Annotated in this window: 14 protein-coding genes and 1 riboswitch; of the genes, 12 read left to right on the top strand and 2 right to left on the bottom strand. The window is 54.1% G+C overall.

The features are described from left to right. Nucleotides 1-228 precede the first annotated feature (228 nt). The 5 genes from AC5EFR_RS04725 (at nt 229) to AC5EFR_RS04705 (ending at nt 5015) form a co-directional block, all read left to right on the top strand. On the top strand, nt 229-594 hold the full coding sequence (locus tag AC5EFR_RS04725; RefSeq protein WP_493574806.1) for a tetratricopeptide repeat protein: 366 nt from the start codon (nt 229-231) through the stop codon (nt 592-594). 28 nt (nt 595-622) lie between these two features. Further along, the gene (locus AC5EFR_RS04720; RefSeq protein ID WP_493574805.1) at nt 623-3457 is read left to right on the top strand and encodes a helicase-related protein; all 2835 of its coding nucleotides are present in this window, start codon (nt 623-625) and stop codon (nt 3455-3457) included. A 26-nt stretch (nt 3458-3483) separates the two neighbouring features. Then, complete coding sequence (locus AC5EFR_RS04715; RefSeq protein ID WP_493574804.1) at nt 3484-3852, top strand: RNA-binding S4 domain-containing protein; 369 nt, start codon at nt 3484-3486, stop codon at nt 3850-3852. Between the two features lie 51 nt (nt 3853-3903). Further along, entirely contained in the window at nt 3904-4242 is a 339-nt protein-coding gene (gene fdxA / locus AC5EFR_RS04710; RefSeq protein ID WP_493574803.1) for a ferredoxin FdxA, read from the top strand. A 263-nt stretch (nt 4243-4505) separates the two neighbouring features. Beyond that, nucleotides 4506-5015 carry a CarD family transcriptional regulator gene (locus AC5EFR_RS04705; RefSeq protein ID WP_299923869.1) on the top strand — a complete coding sequence of 170 codons (510 nt, stop codon included), beginning with the start codon at nt 4506-4508 and terminating at the stop codon, nt 5013-5015. Between the two features lie 125 nt (nt 5016-5140). Here AC5EFR_RS04705 and AC5EFR_RS04700 read toward each other — a convergent pair whose 3' ends face one another. After that, the gene (locus tag AC5EFR_RS04700; RefSeq protein ID WP_493574802.1) at nt 5141-7021 is read right to left on the bottom strand and encodes a cation:proton antiporter domain-containing protein; all 1881 of its coding nucleotides are present in this window, start codon (nt 7019-7021) and stop codon (nt 5141-5143) included. Between the two features lie 1429 nt (nt 7022-8450). Here AC5EFR_RS04700 and AC5EFR_RS04695 point away from each other — a divergent pair. The 7 genes from AC5EFR_RS04695 (at nt 8451) to AC5EFR_RS04665 (ending at nt 17427) form a co-directional block, all read left to right on the top strand. Beyond that, on the top strand, nt 8451-8855 hold the full coding sequence (locus AC5EFR_RS04695) for a rhodanese-like domain-containing protein (RefSeq protein WP_493574801.1): 405 nt from the start codon (nt 8451-8453) through the stop codon (nt 8853-8855). Nucleotides 8856-8874: 19 nt separating this feature from the next. Continuing rightward, complete coding sequence (locus AC5EFR_RS04690) at nt 8875-11085, top strand: methyl-accepting chemotaxis protein (protein ID WP_493574800.1); 2211 nt, start codon at nt 8875-8877, stop codon at nt 11083-11085. Between the two features lie 414 nt (nt 11086-11499). After that, a riboswitch (SAM riboswitch) is annotated at nt 11500-11577 on the top strand. Between the two features lie 44 nt (nt 11578-11621). Then, complete coding sequence (gene metZ, locus AC5EFR_RS04685) at nt 11622-12800, top strand: O-succinylhomoserine sulfhydrylase (RefSeq protein WP_493574799.1); 1179 nt, start codon at nt 11622-11624, stop codon at nt 12798-12800. 99 nt (nt 12801-12899) lie between these two features. Then, nucleotides 12900-13955, top strand: coding sequence for a GTP cyclohydrolase FolE2 (gene folE2 / locus AC5EFR_RS04680; RefSeq protein WP_493574798.1), 1056 nt, complete (start codon nt 12900-12902; stop codon nt 13953-13955). Nucleotides 13956-14116: 161 nt separating this feature from the next. Continuing rightward, nucleotides 14117-14344 (top strand): hypothetical protein, encoded by a 228-nt coding sequence (locus AC5EFR_RS04675; protein WP_493574797.1) that lies wholly within the window; start codon nt 14117-14119, stop codon nt 14342-14344. A 45-nt stretch (nt 14345-14389) separates the two neighbouring features. Continuing rightward, on the top strand, nt 14390-15841 hold the full coding sequence (locus AC5EFR_RS04670; RefSeq protein ID WP_493574796.1) for a TrkH family potassium uptake protein: 1452 nt from the start codon (nt 14390-14392) through the stop codon (nt 15839-15841). Next, on the top strand, nt 15841-17427 hold the full coding sequence (locus AC5EFR_RS04665) for a thiamine pyrophosphate-binding protein (RefSeq protein WP_493574795.1): 1587 nt from the start codon (nt 15841-15843) through the stop codon (nt 17425-17427). Before AC5EFR_RS04670 ends, AC5EFR_RS04665 begins: the two co-directional genes overlap by 1 nt. Nucleotides 17428-17577: 150 nt before the next feature. Here the strand turns inward: AC5EFR_RS04665 and AC5EFR_RS04660 are convergent. Next, nucleotides 17578-20568: valine--tRNA ligase (locus tag AC5EFR_RS04660; protein ID WP_493574794.1), on the bottom strand; the 2991-nt coding region annotated here is incomplete at its 5' end.

The following is a 20568-nucleotide window of genomic DNA, read 5'->3' as shown; positions in this document are numbered from 1 at the left end:
ACTCAGGACACGTTATGAGCACGGGTCACCATGGTTTACAAATCTATCCTCACGGCACTTTGCACCGTAGTAATGATTTCCCTACCTTTTGGTTTACGGGCGGAAAGTCGCGCGTCAAATCTCTCGAATGAGCTTTTGGAACAGCTTTCCGTAGCGGAAGATAGCGTTTCAGCTCAGCGGTTGGAAACTCAATTAATAGCAGAGTGGTCTAAATCTGGCTCGCCCGCAATGGATTTACTTCTAAAGCGCGGCCATGATGCCCTTGAAGTCACAAAAGTGGATGCTGCGATCGAACATTTTCGTGCGCTGACCGATCATGCGCCCGATTTTGCCGAAGGGTGGCACGGGTTGGCTTTGGCATATTTTCAAGCAGAGCGGTTTGGCGTGGCGATGGAGGCTTTGGAACGCACATTGGCCCTTAACCCGAACCATTTTGCCGCCTTGCGTGGGGTTGGTGCCATTCAGGAGCAAGTGGGCAAACCGGCCCTTGCCTATGAGGCCTTTGCCCGTGTACTTGAACTTCGGCCGCATGATGACGATGTGTTGAATGCATTGGCGCGGCTGGAACAAGAGGTGAAGGGCGTAAAGCTCTGACAACAAAGGCAACCCCCTGGGAAACACTATGGGCATGACTGCGCGGATCGCGGCCGTTCTTGGCCCAACCAACACTGGTAAAACGACCTATGCCATTGACCGGATGCTAGGCTATCGCACCGGGGTGATTGGCCTGCCGTTGCGTCTTTTGGCGCGCGAAGTTTACGACCGGGTCGTTGATATTCGCGGTCCATCCGTTGTGGCATTGGTCACCGGGGAAGAGCGAATCGTTCCGCCGCGGGCCAAATATTGGATCAGCACCGTTGAGGCGATGCCCGAGGGGATGGGGGCGGATTTCGTCGCAATTGATGAGATTCAGCTTTGTGCCGACCTTGAGCGTGGCCATGTTTTTACCGACCGGCTTTTGAGAATGCGCGGCACCCATGAAACGCTGTTTCTTGGTTCTGATACGATGCGTGGACCAATTCAGACTCTTGTCCCGGATGCGGAATTTATTTACCGCGACCGAATGAGCCAATTGGCTTATGCGGGGTCGAAAAAGATCAGCCGCCTGCAACCCAGAAGCGCTATTGTCGGATTCTCGGTCGATAATGTTTACGCCATTGCGGAATTATTAAAGCGTCAAAAGGGGGGTGCGGCCGTGGTGATGGGCGCGCTTAGCCCGCGTACCCGCAACGCGCAGGTCGAGTTGTACCAGAATCGCGAGGTCGATTATCTTGTCGCTACGGATGCGATTGGGATGGGCTTGAACCTCGATATTGATCACGTCGCGTTTTCGTCTCTCAGTAAATTTGATGGTCGGCGCATGCGCCAGCTGCAACCAAATGAGCTTGCCCAGATCGCTGGGCGGGCTGGGCGCGGTATGTCGGATGGCACCTTTGGAGTGACCGGAGATGCGGGGCAGATTCCCGAAGATTGGGCGGAAGCGATCTGTAATCACCAATTCACACCGCTGAAAAAGCTGAATTGGCGGAACTCAAAATTGCAGTTTGGAACCATCGAGGCGCTAGAGCGCAGCCTAGAACAAGCCCCAAGCGATGAAAATTTAGTCAAAGCGCGCGAGGCGGATGACCTGCGCGCGTTACGTCACCTTGGTTCGGAGGCGGAAATCCGCGCACGGGCATCGGATGGACAATCCGTCCAGCTTTTGTGGGATGTTTGCCGTGTTCCGGACTTTCGGGGCATCTCTCCGGCCGAACATGCGGGTCTTTTGCAGGTTATTTTCCAATATCTGCATGAAAAAGGACACGTTCCGGATGAATTTATGGCGCGGCAAATCAACCGCATTGACCGGACGGATGGCGACATTGACACATTGTCGAAACGTCTGGCCTATATCCGCACGTGGACATATGTTGCGCAGCGCAATGGCTGGACACGAGACGAAGACCATTGGCGCGGGGCAACTCGCAAAGTTGAAGACAGCCTGTCAGATGCGCTACACCAGCGCCTGACACAAAGATTTGTTGATCGGCGCACATCTGTGTTGTTGCGCCGGTTGAAACAGAAGGAGGCCCTTTTGGCCGAAGTGAACGATCAAGGTGAAGTGACCGTCGAAGGAGAATTCGTCGGGAAACTAGAGGGTTTCCGATTCCGTCAGGATAAGGATGCAACGGGGCAAGAGGCCAAAACGCTGCGACAAGCGTCGCTGCAGGCTTTGACGCCGCATTTCCATTTGCGGGCGGACCGGTTTTACAACGCACCAGACAGTGAGATTGATTTCACCGAGCAGGGCGGCCTTATGTGGGGCGACCAGGCAGTGGGCAAGCTTGCCAAAGGGGATGACGCGCTTAAGCCGCGTATAGTTGTTTTTGTCGATGACGAAGCCGGTGCAGATGTCGCGCAAAAGGTGGAACGCCGTTTGCAGCATTTCATGGACCGCAAGATCGCGGCGCTGTTTGAACCGCTGGTTAAAATGCGTGATGATGAGACGCTTACCGGGTTGTCACGCGGTTTTGCGTTTCAGTTGGTCGAGGCAATGGGCGTTGTTCAACGGTCCGATGTCGCGGATGACGTCAAAGCGCTAGATCAAGATGCCCGTGGCACATTGCGCAAGCATGGTGTGCGTTTTGGGCAATACACCATCTTTATGCCTTTGCTTCTCAAGCCTGCTCCGACGCGGTTGCGTTTGGTTTTGTGGAGCTTGTCCAACGACCTGCAAGAGTTTCCTGAAGCACCGCCCCCCGGATTGGTGACCGTTCCCAACGTCGAAGAGGTGCCCGGTCGCCACTATGCGCTGGCTGGGTATCGCAAGGCGGGCGCGCGCGCGATTCGTATTGATATGCTTGAACGTCTGGCAGACATGCTGCGCACCGAAGATAGCCGCGCAGGGTTTGAGGCCAAGGCCGACATGTTGTCGATCACGGGCATGACGCTTGAACAGTTCGCCGATCTTATGGGCGGGTTGGGCTACAAAGGCGAAAAGGGCGAGCGGGCCAAGCTCAAAATTGCCCCAGTTCAAGACACCAAAGCCGAAGTTGAGACATCTGCTGAAGGTGACACACCTGCGGAGACCTCGGCGGATGCGGCTGAGACATTGGTCGCAGATGCGACCGACGTTTCAGGTGATGTTGATACGCTCCAAGCGCCTGTTGCTGAGGTGGCGACACCCGATGCTGCGGAACCTGAGATGGAAGTGTTCTACACCTTCACATGGGGTGGCAACCGCGGCGGTCAGCGTCGTGGTGGCGGGAAGCCGCGCCGTGATGCGCGTGGCGGCGGTGACGCCCGTGGCGGTGATCGCAACAAGGGTGGAAAAGGCAAACCACGCGGCAAAGGGCCTAAGGGCGGCGGCGATCGTGGGGCCAAAACCTTCCAATCGCGCCCACCGAAAAAGGAAAAGCCCATTGATCCCGATAACCCGTTTGCAGCGGCTCTTATGGGGTTGAAGGACAAGACCTAATTGGTTGACCAACATGGAAAAATTCGGTGACGAAGATCCGAATTGATAAATGGCTATGGCAGGCTCGGTTCTTTAAGACCCGTAGCCTGTCGTCCAAAACCGTGTCTGGAGGGCATTGCCGCGTTAACGGCAACCCGGTGTCAAAACCAGCTTTTGGGGTCAGCGCAGGTGATGTGCTGACCTTTCCCAAAGAAGATGATGTTCGGGTGATCAAAGTGGTGGCCTTGGGCGAGCGCCGGGGCCCTGCGCCTGAGGCACAAGCCTTGTACGAGGATTTGGCCCCGCCCAAACCGCGTGCGCGACCAGATCAGGCCCCGAAATATGACGGGGGCGGGCGTCCAAGCAAACGGGATCGCCGTGCTCTCGAACAGTTGCGCAGGGATGTGCTTGAATGATGGCGCGGCGTGGTCTAGTCACGCGTCAAGCTTTTTGAAGGATCGAGACTCATGACCTACGTGGTGATCGACAATTGCATCGCCTGCAAATACACCGACTGTGTCGAGGTGTGCCCCGTGGATTGTTTCTACGAGGGGGAAAACATGTTGGTGATCCACCCCGATGAATGTATCGATTGCGGGGTGTGTGAACCGGAATGTCCAGCGGATGCGATCCGTCCGGACACTGAGCCAGACATGGAAAAATGGGTTGAGTTCAACCGCAAATATTCCGAAGCTTGGCCGGTTATCATCGAAAAGAAAGATCCTCTGCCTGACTATGAGGCAAAAGATGGCGAGCCAGATAAGCTTAATAAATACTTCTCCGAAGCTCCGGGCGAAGGCAGCTAAACGAATCGTTTTTCGTTTTTTGCTACGGGTGCGTGAACACCCCTAGGGCATTGAAAAGAGATGGGAAAAGCACCTTGTCCCCCGGCTATGGGAAAGGGTGCTTTTTTGTGATACACTAACAGTTCAAATGACGACATTTCGTCGGGATGCGGGGCCTGCGAGGACTTGCACATTATCGCTATGAGAGGTGGCCGGGTATCAAGCTGATCCCCGTCGTCTTTCTTGTCGCCCGCTCGAAATGCGCTGCAAGGAATGAGACTTATATGACCAAAGCGAAGAAACCCGATTTCCGTCCGAATGAATACGTTGTCTATCCCGCCCACGGTGTTGGTCAGATCGTTTCAATCGAAGAGCAGGAAATCGCTGGCATCGAGCTGGAGCTTTTCGTGATCTCTTTTGAAAAGGACAAAATGACCTTGCGGGTCCCAACCCATAAGGCAACAGAAATCGGTATGCGCTCGCTCAGCTCTCCTGATGTGATTGACGCCGCGATGAAAACCTTGCGCGGTAAGGCCAAGGTTAAGCGCGCCATGTGGTCGCGCCGGGCACAAGAATATGAGCAGAAGATCAACTCGGGCGACCTGATTGCCATTGCTGAGGTTGTGCGCGATCTTCACCGCGCAGACGATCAGCGTGAACAAAGCTACTCAGAGCGCCAGCTTTATGAAGCGGCGCTTGAGCGTTTGACCCGTGAAGTCGCGGCTGTTGCCGGTGGTGACGAAGTAGGTGCCGCCAAGCAGGTTGACGACGTTCTGGCTCTGCGCGCCGCTTAATTTACTATGAATGTGAAAAGCGCGCCTTCGAATAGAAGGTGCGCTTTTTTGTTGCGCGCCCAAATTCCGTGCACGGAATTTGCAAAACTCTTGCAAGAGTTTTGGTGCGCTCGCCGAACTGGCCTTTATGCCATTTCTTTCTTGCCGCGCTCTTCAAGGGCGGTGAACAACGCGGTTTCCAACTCTTTTTCTAACTCTTGAGCGCGCTGAATATAGGCATCATTTTCGGCCGGTGGAATCGTCGGATCCCACAAAAGGGCCAGTTCACGAATGGTGTGTCGGTCGTGATGGTAAAATGTTTCCTCGGCAATGGCCGCTTCGTATTCGCTCATTCCAACGTTTTCCAAGACATAGCGCCCGGCGCGTAGCGAGCTGTCGAACATTTCTCGGACAATGTCGTTTGCACCGGCTTGATACAAAGCAAAGACATGGGTTCGGTCGTGCGCACGGGCTACAATGTGCAAGTCAGGTCGTAGCCTGCGCGCGTATGACACGAGTTTCACAGTGGCTTTGGGATCGTCCAAAGCAGCCACCAAGACCCGAGCGCTTTCGATTCCGGCAGCGTGCAACAATTCGGGTCGGGTCGGGTCGCCGAAGAACCCCTTGTACCCAAAACGCCGCATCAGTTGGATGGTTTGCATGTCGTGATCAAGAACCACGGTGCGGTAACCGGAGTTCTGCACGAGCCGATTAACAATTTGGCCAAAGCGCCCGATCCCGGCAATGATGACCGGGCCATCGGTGTCGATGGTATCCGCTTCTAGTGTTTCGTGTGGGACCTCTACTTTTTTGGAGACCCATTCGAAAATGAGAAACAAAAGCGGAGTGATCAGCATTGAGATCGCAACAACCAGCAACAAGCGGTCACTTAGCGCGTCCGCCAGTACCTTTTGTTGGCGAGCGTATGAAATCAAAACGAACCCAAATTCACCGGCCTGGGCGAGACCCAGAGTAAACAACCATTGTCCGCGATTTGTCAGCTGAAACAAGCGGCCAATGCCATAGAGAATGATACCTTTGGTGACGATGACCCCCGCCGCTAGGGTTAAGATGGACAGCGGCTCCATCAGGAGCCGGTCGACATCTATTCCTGCCCCAACCGTGATAAAGAAAAGCCCCAACAGCAAGCCTTTGAAAGGGGCAATATCGGATTCCAACTCATGTCGGAACTCCGAGTTTGCCAGAACCACCCCCGCCAAAAACGTGCCCAACGCAGGGGAAAGCCCCAAAAGCATCATCAAGAAACCGATGCCGATAACGATGAGAAGGGCGATTGCCGTGAACATTTCAGGTAAGCGAGCCGAATGGATGTATCGAAACAACGGGCGCGCACCGTATATGCCGGCAAGGATAATCCCCAAAATGACACCTAGCGTGACAAGCGCAGCCCCCCATCCCGGCAAACCTTCGACAAGGGACATCGTGGTGTGGGCGTCTTCGGCATGGTGCAAGGCGGTGCGTTGGATGGAGCCATCCGCCGATAGGGTAACAGCCGGTGCTATGGCCAATAAAGGCATCACCACCAGCATGGGGATCACAGCGATATCTTGGGTCAACAAAACCGAAAACGATCCCCGTCCACCCGATGTTTGCATCAATCCCTTTTCGGACAGGGTTTGCAAAACGATGGCGGTTGAGGAAAGGGACAGGATCAAACCTATTGCCAACGCTGTGTTCCAAGGTTGTCCAAGGGCCATTGCGCCTAACGTTATCGCGGCAGTTGTGCCCCCAACTTGCAAGCCCCCCAACCCTAATAGGCGGTGACGCATATCCCACAAAGCCCGAGGTTCGAGTTCTAGACCAATGATGAACAACATCATCACCACCCCAAACTCGGCGAAATGGCGAATGTCATCTGTGTCTACAACCAGCCCCAGACCGGGGCCAATCGCAAGCCCAGCCAGCAGATAGCCGAGAACCGATCCTAATCCCATTCGTGAGGCAAGTGGAACAGCAATGACTGCAGCGGCTAGAAAAACAGACGCTTGAAACAGCATGGATTCCATATTTGGTTGCTACCTTTGACCCAATAGCGCCTATCGTGCGGTATGCCACGGTGGAAGCGCAATATTTAGAGGTACTTATAGCAGCTTTTTTGTTAACGAAGAATGCCTGATCCTAAGTCTTAACCAAGATTCATGGCCGATTGTTCGTTTTGGAAGCGAGGACGTGAAAACGGTAGTCTGGACCATCGTGGATGAGACTCGCTTGGGAGCACAGCGCGCATTTTTCTGACCGGTATCTCATCCCTCAGAAAGGCGCGATACAAGGGAAAAACTCCGGGGAGCAAGTAGGGTGACCAATGGCAAATTCGTTTCTGTGGGCTTGCGATCGGATACCCGTTTGCCCGAAGCACAGTCAGACTTGCGGGATGATCCAGTTGAAGTGTCGCCATATTTGGAAGCGAAAGGCTGCCATGTCCTAGCATCCGGTCATGTGGGCAAGGGCGCTTGATCAGACGTTCCAGCATATAGTCAAAAATATCGTTTTCCCGGCTTGAGACATTGAGGACATTGACGTTTTGCCCTGCTGGGGAGCAGAGAGCCGTTTCCGCAATGGATTGGTACTCGGCTGCGGCCATAAGAATGGCATGCGAGACAATACCGGCCGGAGCGTGTCCAATCGCTCTGATCGCTACGCGAGCCCCAAGGGAGTGGGCAATCACCTGAATTGGTCGATCCGGAGCCAGTGTTTTTATGATTTCCAGAAGCCGAACCAATGCGTCCCCGGCGGATTGTGCTGCGTCGTAAGCGTTCCAAATGGAACCACGCGCAGTCCAACCAAATGATATGCCGAGCCCTTCGCCTTTTTGACCGCGCAACCCTAGATGGCGCGGCCAGCTGATTATTTTTGCGGCTTTGCCAGTTGGATGTCGTGACAGAATGCCGTCATGAGGACAAAAGCTCGGATGTCCGGGCAGATATTTGAAACCGTGGATCATAATTTTGATCGGCCCGTGATCTTGCCCAATTGCATGTTGCAAAGTCGGTGCCAAAGGGGCCAAGGACCCGTGAATGCGGGGATGGCTGTCTTCAACGGAAATACGCAGCATCGGCATATAGGAACCCACGAATTTAAGTTATTTCGGTCGTAACCCTAGGCTGCGACGGATTCGTGAACGGAGTATTACAGCTCCGTGACGTGCGTCCCGGTGGCGAGCAACGGCTGCGCCTAGACGAAATCCAAATGGTAAAAACGGCCGGTGATGTCGGGCGCGCTATTGAATGCACAAGCCCGAATTTGCTCGGCGGCTGATGCCCAAGGCATGGTCGCTGAAGGTTTCAATTAGGTTGGAAAGTTTCGGATCTCACTGATGGCTGAGAATAGTTTGAATTGTTGGTTTTGAGATGAGCTACAAGAAGGGTTTTGTTTACGGGGTTTCGCTAGTTTCCCGTTGAATTTTCTGGAGTTAGGAGACGAAATTTGTTTGAAAACGTGCGTTCCAGTTTCTTGGCCGCCTCTTTGGTTGCTCTGCCAATAAGCGCTGTCGCCCTTGAAGAGGCTCCAATGTTTGTTGAAGGGGCAACAACTGTCACAGTAGACGAATCTCTTGAGCTTTTTGACCAAGGTGTTGCTTTCGTTGATGTGCGAAAGCCCTCTGATTTTGAGGTAGGACGGGTTGCTGGCGCGATCAATCTTGATCTGAATGATGGCTTTTCACGAGAGAGCCTTCTTGAAGTCGCCGGGCCAACTGATCCGGTCGTGATCTATTGCAATGGTGCGGCCTGCCTCAGGTCGTCCGAGGCGATCGCTCAGGCGGTCTCTTGGGGCTACGAGACACTCTACTATATGCGCGATGGGTACCCCTACTGGGACATCGCCGGCTTTCCAGTAGAATAAACTAAGAATTGGGGTGGACATGACGTTAACCAATCGGATCGTTGTCAGTATTCTTCTTTTTACAGCCGTTTTGGCATTCGGTGTTGTCTTTAGTGGAATGAGAATTCTAGAGCGCGTTGAGTCCTCCCTACTAAGCGTCAACTCTCAAAACGCAAACGCGGCAGTTCAATCAATCCTGATCGGTGCAGAAGACAATTTGGCCGTGCATGGCAAAACGGTTTCGCGCGACCGCGCCACCATCAAGGCCATCGTTGACGAAGACACAGAGACCATCAAGTCAAGCTTGGCATCAACGTTCAACCGAATTTCGGCAACTAAGAGGCTGAGTGATTTGGTCATATATGATCTTGCAGGTAAACCTTTGGTTAGGTTTTCGACCACCCCACAAGGGGAGGTTTCTGATCATACTCCGGACATATTAAAGACGGTGATTGAAACAGGCCGTCGTAAGTTTGCAGTCGGGCAACTGGATGAAACAAGAATTGCATCCATCTACGTTGTGCCGTTGCTGTCAGGGCGTTCGCCGGTCGGTTATGCTTTGCTTGCTTTGGATGCAAATTCGCAATTGAATCAGATCGCGCAGAACATGGGCAATCGGTCTTTGTTGGTCAACAAATCATCAGACGGGGCCGTGACGGCGCAAGCCTATGCTGAATTCATCGACACAGAGCAAAAGCCTGATGAAAATGGGGGCGGCTCCAAGGACGCAATAACAGACCTGCTCATTGAAACAGTGTTAGCCGCGACAACCCATGGAGAAGACGATTTCGAAGTCATTGAAGTCGCATCGCATTTCTTCGTTGTGACGCATTCTCCCTTTCCCCTTGAGGGGAACAGTGAAGAGGTGCAGGTGATTTCAATTTTGGACTTTACGAACCAAACGTTGGCCAGACACGCTGCACTCAAGACTGCGGCGATGACGTTGGGCGCGATTGTTTTCGTGTTGTTGGGGCTGTTATTGCTGGGCTTGAACTTGCAGCTGCGACCATTGAGAGAGGGAACGCGGGCCTTGGCAGCTGCGGCCCAGGATCAAGAGCCTGAACCGATCAAACACAAGAGTTCCGCACATGAAATCGCCGAGTTGAATCGCGTAATCGAGCGTATGCTTGCCAAAGGTCAAAATGAGACCTTGGCCGCATCGGAGATTTCCGTCGTTGTCGGAGCTTGCGCAAACGGAGATTTCTCACACAAAATTCAAATGGGCGACAAAGAAGGAATTTTTGCCGAGCTTTGTGAGAACGTTAACAGTATCAGTCACTCGGCGAATGAGGGTCTGGAGGCTATCCGGACGGGTTTAAACCATTTGGCAGTAGGTGATTTAACACATGAAATGCCAACCGACCTTCCGGGGATTTTCGGGGAAATCGCAGGGTCGATGGATCGCACAACATCTGAGTTGGCCAAGGCACTTGGAAGTGTGTCTGCGGCGTCCTGTGATATCTATTCAAGCGCGGAAGCCTTATCCAGAAATACCGAAGTCCTCTCGATGAACACGGAACGCAATGCGGCAGCCCTCGAAGAAACGGCTGCGGCGTTAGAAGAGATGGCACGGACTGTTTCTCATGCCGCCGGTTCGGCAGATGATGTGCGCAGCAATGTTTTGGATGTCACAGAACATGCTGAAAAGGGATCTAACCTGATGAAAAGTGCGATCACTTCAATGGACGACATCAAAAATTCGTCTGCTGACATCAATAGAAGTCTTCAGGTGATCGAAGACATCGCCTTTCAAACCAACCTTTTGGCCTTGAATGCCGGGGTCGAAGCGGCAAGGGCTGGACATGCTGGGCAAGGCTTTGCCGTGGTGGCCGGTGAGGTCCAGTCTTTAGCGCAAAAATCCGCGGCAGCAGCCATTGAAATTGGCAAAATTCTTACGTCATCCAATGCGTCAATCAATACGGGTGCGGAAGTTGTCGAAAATTCCAATGTCGCTTTCCAGGAAATTGTAGGTGCCTTGCGGAAAACAGAGGATTCAGTGGCAAAAATTGTACACGCCACAGAGGAGGCGGCCCGTGGTGTCAGTGAAATCAGCGGTGCCACAACTGAGCTTGATCAATCTACACAGAGAAATGCAGCAAGCTTTGTCGATTCACGCGAGTCGGTCACTTTGGTTGATGAGAAAGCCAACCGGTTGGCCGACACGGTCGCGATTTTCAAACTTCCCGACGACTACCTATTGTTGGCGCTGCCGGAAGAGATTGGACATAATCTTGCCCCAACCGGAACGTAAGGTTATCGCGCCAATGTAGCCCGATCCTGCCGAAGGAGTGTTTTCTTTAGGTCTCACAAAATCTGGATCGGCGTTCTGTTTTCTCGGTTGGCGCGGGTCCTAAATAGAAAAGTCGGCCGTTTGGCAAAGCGAGATACCGTGTTTGGCGGGCTGTGAAACATCGCGCATTAGCCGATGGAACGCATCGTAGGATACTTTTCGCTCTTGCCTTTTGAGGACGATTGCGCCTTATACCCGATATAACCAAAATGACAGTCACAAACGGCTATCCTATCGGTGTACCCAATCAGGGTTTTGATGGGTATGTGACCAGACCAGAGTGTTGGGTCAACACAAAGGTTTTGGCAGATCAAATGAGCTAACCCTCTTGGATTTGTCGTGGGATTTGGTCGGTTGTTTGAGACAACGTCTGATGGTTTACCCCGTGGCGATTTGTAACCGGATTGCGGGCCACGTTAAACACACCGCTAAAGAGGTCAGACGAAGGGCTCCTTTCGCTTGACCGCGATCGGGGCTTTTTTTTTGCGGAGGCAAATATGACAGAACACGGAACTCGAACCAAACTGGTTCATGGTGGCACCAAACGCAGCCAGTGGAACGAAGTTAGCGAAGCGATCTTCTTAACCCAAGGCTTCGTTTACGAAACTGCGGAACAAGCTGAGGCGCGGTTTGTCGAGACTGGACCAGATGAGTACATTTATGCCCGTTACGGCAACCCAACCGTCGCTATGTTCGAAGAACGGATGGCGCTATTGGAAGGGGCAGAAGACGGGTTCGCGTGTGCGTCCGGAATGGCTGCGGTCAACGGTGCACTGACGTCTTTGCTCAAGGCTGGCGATCATGTGGTGTCTGCTAAAGCGCTTTTCGGATCGTGCCTCTATATTCTTGAAGAGGTTTTGACCCGCTATGGTGTTGAGGTCACTTTTGTGGATGGTGCCAACCTAGATGAATGGCGCGCGGCCATGCGCCCAGAGACCAAAGCGGTCTTTTTTGAATCCATGTCGAACCCAACTTTGGAAGTGATCGACGTGGCCGGCGTTTCGGAAATTGCCCATTCTGTCGGGGCCAAAGTTGTGGTCGACAATGTGTTTTCGACGCCAGTCTACTCAAATGCAATTGAACAAGGTGCTGATGTTGTTGTCTATTCCACGACCAAACATGTGGACGGACAGGGCCGATGTTTGGGGGGGGTGATCCTTGGCACCAAGGACCATATTCGCGGTGTTGTTGAACCATACATGAAACATACCGGCGGGTCCCTTAGCCCGTTTAATGCCTGGGTCATGCTTAAGGGGTTAGAAACCATTGCGCTGCGTGTTCGGGCGCAAACTGAAGGGGCTTTGGCTCTTGCAAAGGCGACAGAAGGGCACAACAAGCTAAAACGCCTGATTTACCCCGGTCTCAAAAACCATCCGCAACATGATTTGGTCATGCGTCAACTTGGAGCCGGTGGCACAATGCTTTCACTTGAGCTTGAGGGCGGAAAAGAGGCGGCGTTCCGTTTTCTGAATGCTCTGGAAATTGCCGTCATTTCCAACAACTTGGGTGACGCGAAATCTATCGTGACCCATCCTGCGACGACAACTCACCAACGTCTTTCCGATGAGCAACGTGCCGAACTTGGGATCAGTGATGGCTTGGTCCGGTTTTCTGTCGGGATCGAAGATCCAAAAGATCTTGTTGCTGATGTTTTGCAGGCTCTCGATCAAGCCTGATTTTGGAGCTGTCGCAAATGGGGGTGTTTGCTGCGCAGGTGGACTTTGCGCAGCAGCCGCCTATCTGTATGATGCGACAGGACGAAAGAGGGGAAAGCCATGAATATCCAATCGGATATCTCTGACACGCCCAGCCGGGAAGAGGCTGAAAAGGCATTGGCGATTTTGCGACGCTACGCCGGGAGCGATGCTGCTTTGGCAGAACTGGCGGGTGTTTACCCTGACTTGCACGCCATCTACCCAGACAATTTTGTTGTCGATGCTGCTTACAAGGAAGGCCTGCCGGACCTACAAAATGGTCCCGCCTCCCTCATCCGTGGTGCGCAGCGGGTGATCCAGCATGTCGGTATTTCCAATTTTCGCCTGCCGATTCCGTATCGGACCCGTGACAATGGCGATTTGACGCTGGAAACATCGGTCACCGGAACGGTGAGTTTGGAGGCCGATAAAAAAGGGATCAACATGAGCCGCATCATGCGATCCTTTTATACTCACGCGGAAAAATCCTTTAGTTTCGAAGTTATGGAAGCGGCGCTGGACGATTACAAAAGCGACTTAGAGAGCTTTGATGCGCGTATTCAGATGCGATTCAGCTTCCCGATGAAGGTGGAAAGCTTGCGATCCGGTCTTACCGGTTTTCAGTACTATGATATTGCGTTGGAGCTTGTTGAAACCGCGGGACAACGTCGCAAAATCATGCATTTGGACTATGTTTACAGTTCAACCTGCCCTTGTTCGCTTGAACTTTCGGAACATGCGCGCCGAACGCGCGGGCAATTGGCGACCCCGCATTCACAACGTTCTGTCGCTCGGATCTCGGTTGAGGCATTGCCGGGTGATTGCTTGTGGTTTGAAGATTTGATTGATCTGTGCCGGCGCGCTGTGCCGACCGAAACTCAGGTCATGGTTAAACGTGAAGATGAGCAAGCTTTTGCCGAACTAAATGCCGCGAACCCAATCTTTGTTGAGGATGCAGCGCGGCTGTTTGCGCAAGGTTTAGAAGACGACCCTCGCGTTGGGGATTTCAGAGTTGTGGCCAGCCATCAGGAAAGTTTGCACAGCCATGATGCGGTGTCAGTTTTGACCGAAGGCAAGCTATTTGCGGACCAAAGTCTCGACCCTAAACTGTTTTCTACACTGTTTCATGTGGGCTGATGTTCGCCATGAGGTATAGCGAACCGGTCATCTTGGGATGAATTAATGGGCATTTGTGAAAAACTATCGTCGTCGTGCTCGGTGCTTTTACTCTAAAGACATCTTTGATGTGGCAAGCTGGGGGCAGGGAGGAAACCAGAGTTTAACGAAAGGTTTCCGATATGACGCGCGACAATGTACAAATGGCCATGGGCAACGTCTCTCTGGGCCGCAAGATCGACCAATTTTTCACCGAACGTGGGCTTGGGTTAAACCCGGCTGGCTTGCGTCGAGCGCGGTTAAAGCAGATCATTCAGCTCGAAGCACAGAGCGACCATGATCTCGCTCTCATTGGGCTTAAACGCGATGATATCTTGCCGCATGTCTTTCGGGACATTCTTTACTGCTAACGGCACCGCTTGACATGGCGCGCAGCTGCATCCAACCCTGCGCATATGTTCGATATTCGCCCCGTCGCCTATGTCATTGGCCTTCTCGTCGCCTGCCTTGGCGCCACCATGTTTCTACCTATGTTGGTGGATCTCGCAGAAGGGCGCGGCCAATGGCCGGTGTTTCTTGAAAGTGCTTTGATCACCATCATGACCGGTGGATTGATCGCATTGGCCTGTTCCAATGCGGTCAAACAAGGGCTTTCGATCCAACAAACCTTTCTTTTGACTACGGGCGTTTGGGTGGCTTTGCCGATCTTCGGAGCGCTCCCGTTTGTATTGGGGGCGACCGATAGCAGCTATACAGACGCGTTTTTTGAGGCCATGTCGGGTTTGACGACCACCGGGTCGACGGTCCTGTCTGGCCTCGATGAATTGCCCAAAGGGCTGTTGCTTTGGCGCGGGTTGCTGCAATGGATTGGTGGCATTGGTATTATTGTTGTCGCCATGGTTTTCCTACCTGAGTTGCGGGTTGGTGGGATGCAAATCTTCCGATCCGAAGGATTTGATACCATGGGGAAAATCCTTCCTCGTGCGACACAGATTTCATCGTCGATTTCGACGATATACGTCTCTCTCACGCTCGTCTGCGCCGGGGCCTATATACTTTCGGGGATGGATCCGTTTGATGCCACGGTCCATGCAATGACCACCGTCGCCACTGGCGGTTTCGCCAATTACGACGCCAGTTTCGGCGCGTTCAGCGCATCAGCGGAGTATGTTTGTGTGGTCTTCATGCTTTTGGCGGCGTTGCCCTTTGTCCGCTTTGTTCAAATGACCGCTATGCGCGATATCCGCCCCTTGGCCCAAGACAGCCAAGTACGCGCATTTTTGGCCACGGCGGTTGTGATTGTCGCGTTGGTGAGCCTTTGGCGGTATTTGGGAGGCGAGGCCACCGGCGAAGAGGCCTTTCGCAAGGTTCTTTTCAACGTCGTCTCCATCCTGACCGGCACAGGGTATGCAAGTCAGGACTATGGGCTTTGGGGTGGTTTCGCCGTCGCGCTGTTCTTTTTTGTTGGCCTGATTGGCGGCTGCGCGGGCTCAACCGCTTGTTCGGTCAAAATCTTCCGGTATCAGCTTTTGTTCGCCTCGATCAGCACGCAATTGCGCCGCATCCGTTCGCCTTCGGGCGTTTTCACGCCGCGTTATGCCGGAGTTCCCGTCGGGGCCGAGGTTATGTCTTCTGTCATGTCGTTCTTCGTCTTCTTCGTTGTGTCGATGGGGGTGTTGTCCGTTGCGCTTAGCTTGACCGGTTTGGATTTCATCACATCGGTGTCGGGCGCGGCGACGGCTTTGGCCAACGTTGGGCCGGGGCTGGGGGATGAAATCGGACCATCTGGAAACTTTGCAGGGGTCGGAGATACGGCAAAATGGATGCTTAGCTTTGCCATGTTGGCCGGGCGTCTTGAGCTTTTGGCGGTCTACGCCATCTTCACTATCCGCTTTTGGAGGGCGTAATGCAAAGACCATTGGGTGCGCAGATTTCTCACATGCTCAAATCTCGGGGCGTCGACGTCATATTCGGGATTCCCGGTGTTCATAATGTCGAAATGTATCGCGGCATTGAAGAAGCCGGGATCACCCATGTATTGGCGCGCCATGAACAAGGTGCCGGGTTTATGGCCGATGGCTATGCGCGTGCAACCGGAAAGCCGGGGGTTTGCTACCTGATCACTGGTCCGGGACTATGCAATGCTATGACCCCCTTGGGGCAAGCCTATAGTGATAGTGTTTCAGTGCTGGCGGTGACGTCATGCCTTGATAATGTCACCGGAAAACGCGGCCAGTTGCACCAGATGTTGGATCAACGCGCCGCTGCGGCTACCGTGTGCGAATGGTCAGAAGAAGCCCGCGATCCGGAAACGGCCTATCGCTTGGTGGATCGTGCTTTGACGGGATTTGCGAGTAAGCGCAAACGGTCATGCCACATTCAAGTTCCGATCCAAAGTCTTGGGGCGATGGCAGACGCGGCACCTGAAGCAGGACTGATGCCGGGGGGGCCAAAGGCAAGCAGTGAAGACATGCGCGCAATTGTCGATCGTGTATTGGCTGCGGAAAAGCCGATTTTTGTGTTTGGAGGAGGGGCCGTTGGCGGTGCTGAGGTCATCGACGACATCTTGCGGATGACCGGTGCGGCGGCCTTTTGCACCTATGCCGGGCGTGGCTTGGTATCGGCAGAATACCCGCTGTATTTCGGCTCATTTTTGGCGCGCCCTGATAGCGCTTCTGTGTTCGCAGAGGCCGATTTGGTCATTGCGATGGGAACCGAGCTTTCAGAATGCGACATCTGGCGGGATGACCTCGGCCATACGGCCCCGATGATCCGCGTCGATATCGACCCAGAGGTTCTTGCGCAGGCAAGGCCCGGTGATGTGCCCGTTTTGGGCGATGTTGGTGCAGTTCTCAAGGCAATGGCGGTGGCCATACCGGCGCGTGTCGATGATCGCGCCCTTTGCTGGGACGTGCAAAAAGTCGCCGCGACAAAAGCACGGTGGCGTGCCGAAGTGATGTCAGAGCGCCCCGGAATTGTTGAGATCGCAGAGGCGTTGAAGGCGGCTTTGCCGGATGATTGCATGATCTATTCGGACATGACGCAGTTTGCCTATGCCGCCAAGGAAGTGTGGGACATGCCCCGTGCCGGGCATTGGCATCATCCCTATGGCTTTGGAACTTTGGGCTACGCGTTGCCTGCGGCGATTGGTGGGGCGGTTGCACGACGTGGTTTGCCGACGCTGTCGATCCTTGGGGATTATGGATTTCAGTATACCGTGCAAGACCTTGGGACGGCTGTGGAATTGGGCCTAAGCTTACCAATCATCATCTGGGACAATGGCAAGTTGGCCGAGATCGAAGAAAGCATGATCAAGAGCCAGATCGCCCCCAACGCAGTTGTGGCACAGAACCCTGATTTTCTGGCGCTGGCGCGCGCCTATGGGGCCGGGGCGGTTGAACCAAAGAGTTTGGAAGAGATGCAGCAGGCCGTGCTGGCGGCCTTTGATGCGCCGGTGCCGACTGTAATTCGGGTCACACCGGGTGTTCTGTAAGAAGTTTATGATCTGACGATCATCGCCTGCGGCGGGCATATGCGAGGGGCGCTGCCCCTCGCGCTCCCCGGTGCTCAATCGACCAGATGAAAAAAGCCCGCTCCTTTTAACAGAGGCGGGCTTTTTCTATAGTAAATTTTCTGGCGGGCGTTAGCCGATTTCAGCCAGACGGGCCAAAGCCTCTTTTAACTTCGCCTCATCCCCTTCACGCGCTGCGAGGTTGGCTTTGGCTTCCTCGACAACCTCGGCCGGGGCGGATTCCGCGAATTTGGGGTTGTTCAAACGGCCACGCAGCCCCCCCAATTCCTTGGCCAGTTTACCGAGCGACTTTTCGAGACGGGCCTTTTCGGCGTCCACGTCGATGATATCGGCCAATGGCATGCCGAACGTGGCCTCGCCGACGGGCACAGTGATGCAGCCTTTGGGGAAGCCATCGACAAGGTCTAGGTTCTCGACCCGTGCCATGCGTTGTATGATGGCTTCGTTGCGGCCCCAAGCGGCCTTTTCGGTTTCGCCAAAGCCGGTTGCCAACAGCGGCACGAACAATCCTGCCGGAACGTTCATTTGCGCGCGCGCCGAGCGGACCCCCTCGATCAAGCTGATGACCCAGGAAATCTCGGCCTCGGCCTGTGGATCAACCAGATCGGTCGTGTATTCCGGCCAATCGCCGTGCACCAACATCTTGTTGCGCTTGGCGGTGTTTTCCCACAACTCTTCGGTGATGAAGGGCATAATCGGGTGCAGCATGATCATACATTGATCAAGGACCCAGGCCATTGTATCGCGCGTTTCTTGCGCAACGGCGAGGTCATCGGAGCCAAACAAGGGCTTGGAGAATTCCACGTACCAGTCGCAAACCTTGCCCCAGACAAAGGCATAGAGCCCAAGCGCGGCGTCGTTGAAACGATAGTCAGCCAAGGCTTTGTCGGTGGCTTCGCGGACCTTGGCGGTTTCGCCGATGATCCATTTGTTCAACGTCGCCTGCGGATCTTGCGGCATAGCTTTGGGTGCTTTGTCCGCGCCAACCGCGTCGTTCATTTCGGCAAAGCGGGTGGCGTTCCAAATCTTGGTGCCAAAGTTGCGATACCCGGCGATGCGGTCTTTGGACAGTTTCAAAACGCCACCAATCGACGCCATGGCCGTATTGGTGAAACGCAATGCATCCGCGCCGTATTCGTCAACGATCTCAAGCGGATCAATGACGTTGCCGGTGGTTTTCGACATCTTCTTGCCCTTCTCGTCGCGAACGAGCTGGTGCAGGTAGACGGTATCAAACGGAACCTGATCAACCACGGCGAGCTGCATCATGATCATCCGAGCGACCCAGAAAAACAGGATGTCTTGGCCGGTGATCAAGGTGCTGGTCGGGAAGAAGCGTTTCATCTCATCGCTGTCTTCGGGCCAGCCGAGCGTGCCAATGGGCCAAAGGCCAGAGGAGAACCACGTATCGAGAACGTCGGCGTCGCGGAACATCGGAATGACCATCGGCCCTTCGAATTGACGGATCGCGCCTTCGTCTTTGGTATCCATCAGGTCGATATCGGCTTGCAAGACGCCTGCGGCCTCTTGAGCGTCGGCAACAATGCGGAAATCGGTGCCTTCTGGGAACCGAAGGGCGGCTTCTTTTAAGGCGTCTTCTTCATTCGCTGCGCAGATCGCGTACCAATCTTCCTCGCCCGGAACATACCAAACCGGGATCTGATGACCCCACCAAAGCTGACGCGAAATGCACCAAGGTTCGATGTTTTCGAGCCAGTGATAATACACTTTCTCACCGGACTCAGGCATGATTTTGATGTCGCCCTTGCGCACGGCATCAAGCGCCGGGCCGACGATCTTGGCGGCGTCTACATACCATTGGTCGGTGTGCATCGGTTCGATGACGACCTTGGAACGGTCGCCAAAGGGTTGCATGATCGGCTTAGCCTCGACCAATGGAACGGCAACAACTTCGGGGGCTTCCTCGCCCTTTTTGAGCTTTTTCTTGGGGCCAAGGCGCGGGTCGTCCGACATCGTCATCACGGCCAGTCCTTCGGCGGTGATTTCTGCGACCACCTTGTCGCGGGCATCAAACCGGTCAAGTCCGCGAAGATGTTCAGGCACAAGATTGATGGCGTCGGCTTCGGCTTCGCTTAGTGTGCGTTTGCCATTGGCAACGTCACCGGCGATTTTGGCGTCGTGGTCATAGGTGGCCCCGTCGGCACGCATCGCACCGCGCGTATCCATCAGGCGATACATCGGAATGCCGCCGCGTTTGGCGACTTGGTAGTCGTTAAAGTCATGCGCCCCGGTGATTTTTACCGCACCAGACCCAAAATTCATATCGGGGTACTCATCGGTGATGATCGGGATCAGGCGGCGATGTTCTTTGGGACCAACCGGGATTTCACACAGCGTGCCAACGATGGGCGCATAGCGTTCGTCATCCGGGTGAACGGCCACCGCGCCATCACCCAGCATGGTTTCAGGGCGGGTGGTGGCGATGGAAATGTAATCACGTTCTTCCTCAAGCGTGACATTCCCGTCTTCGTCTTTTTCGATATAGGTATAGGTCGCGCCGCCCGCGAGTGGATATTTGAAGTGCCACATGTGACCGGCAACTTCGATATTCTCGACCTCAAGATCGGAAATTGCGGTTTCGAAATGCGGGTCCCAGTTGACCAAGCGCTTGCCGCGATAGATCAACCCCTTGTTGTACATATCAACAAAGACCTTAATGACCGCGTCATGGAAATTCGGGCTATTTTCGTGGCCAACACGCGGATCACCCGCCGCACCGGCCATGGTAAAGGCGTTGCGATCCCAATCACAGGAACAGCCTAGGCGCTTGAGTTGTTCAACAATGGTGCCGCCATATTGGCCTTTCCATTCCCAAACCTTGTCGAGAAAGGCTTCGCGACCCAATTCGGCGCGGCTTGGCTGCCCGGTTTTGGCAAGCTCTTTTTCCACCATCAACTGTGTGGCAATACCCGCGTGGTCCTGACCCGGCTGCCAGAGCGTGTCGAACCCGCGCATCCGGTGCCAGCGTGTCAGAATATCCTGCAACGTGTTGTTAAACGCATGGCCCACATGGAGCGCCCCGGTGACGTTCGGGGGCGGGATCATCACGCAAAAGCTTTCGTCGCGCGACTTGTTGGCACC

The sequence above is a fragment of the Pelagimonas sp. genome, assembly GCF_058892305.1.
The sequence above is the reverse complement of the archived record's forward strand: the minus strand, read 5'-3'. Positions and strand labels throughout refer to the sequence as shown.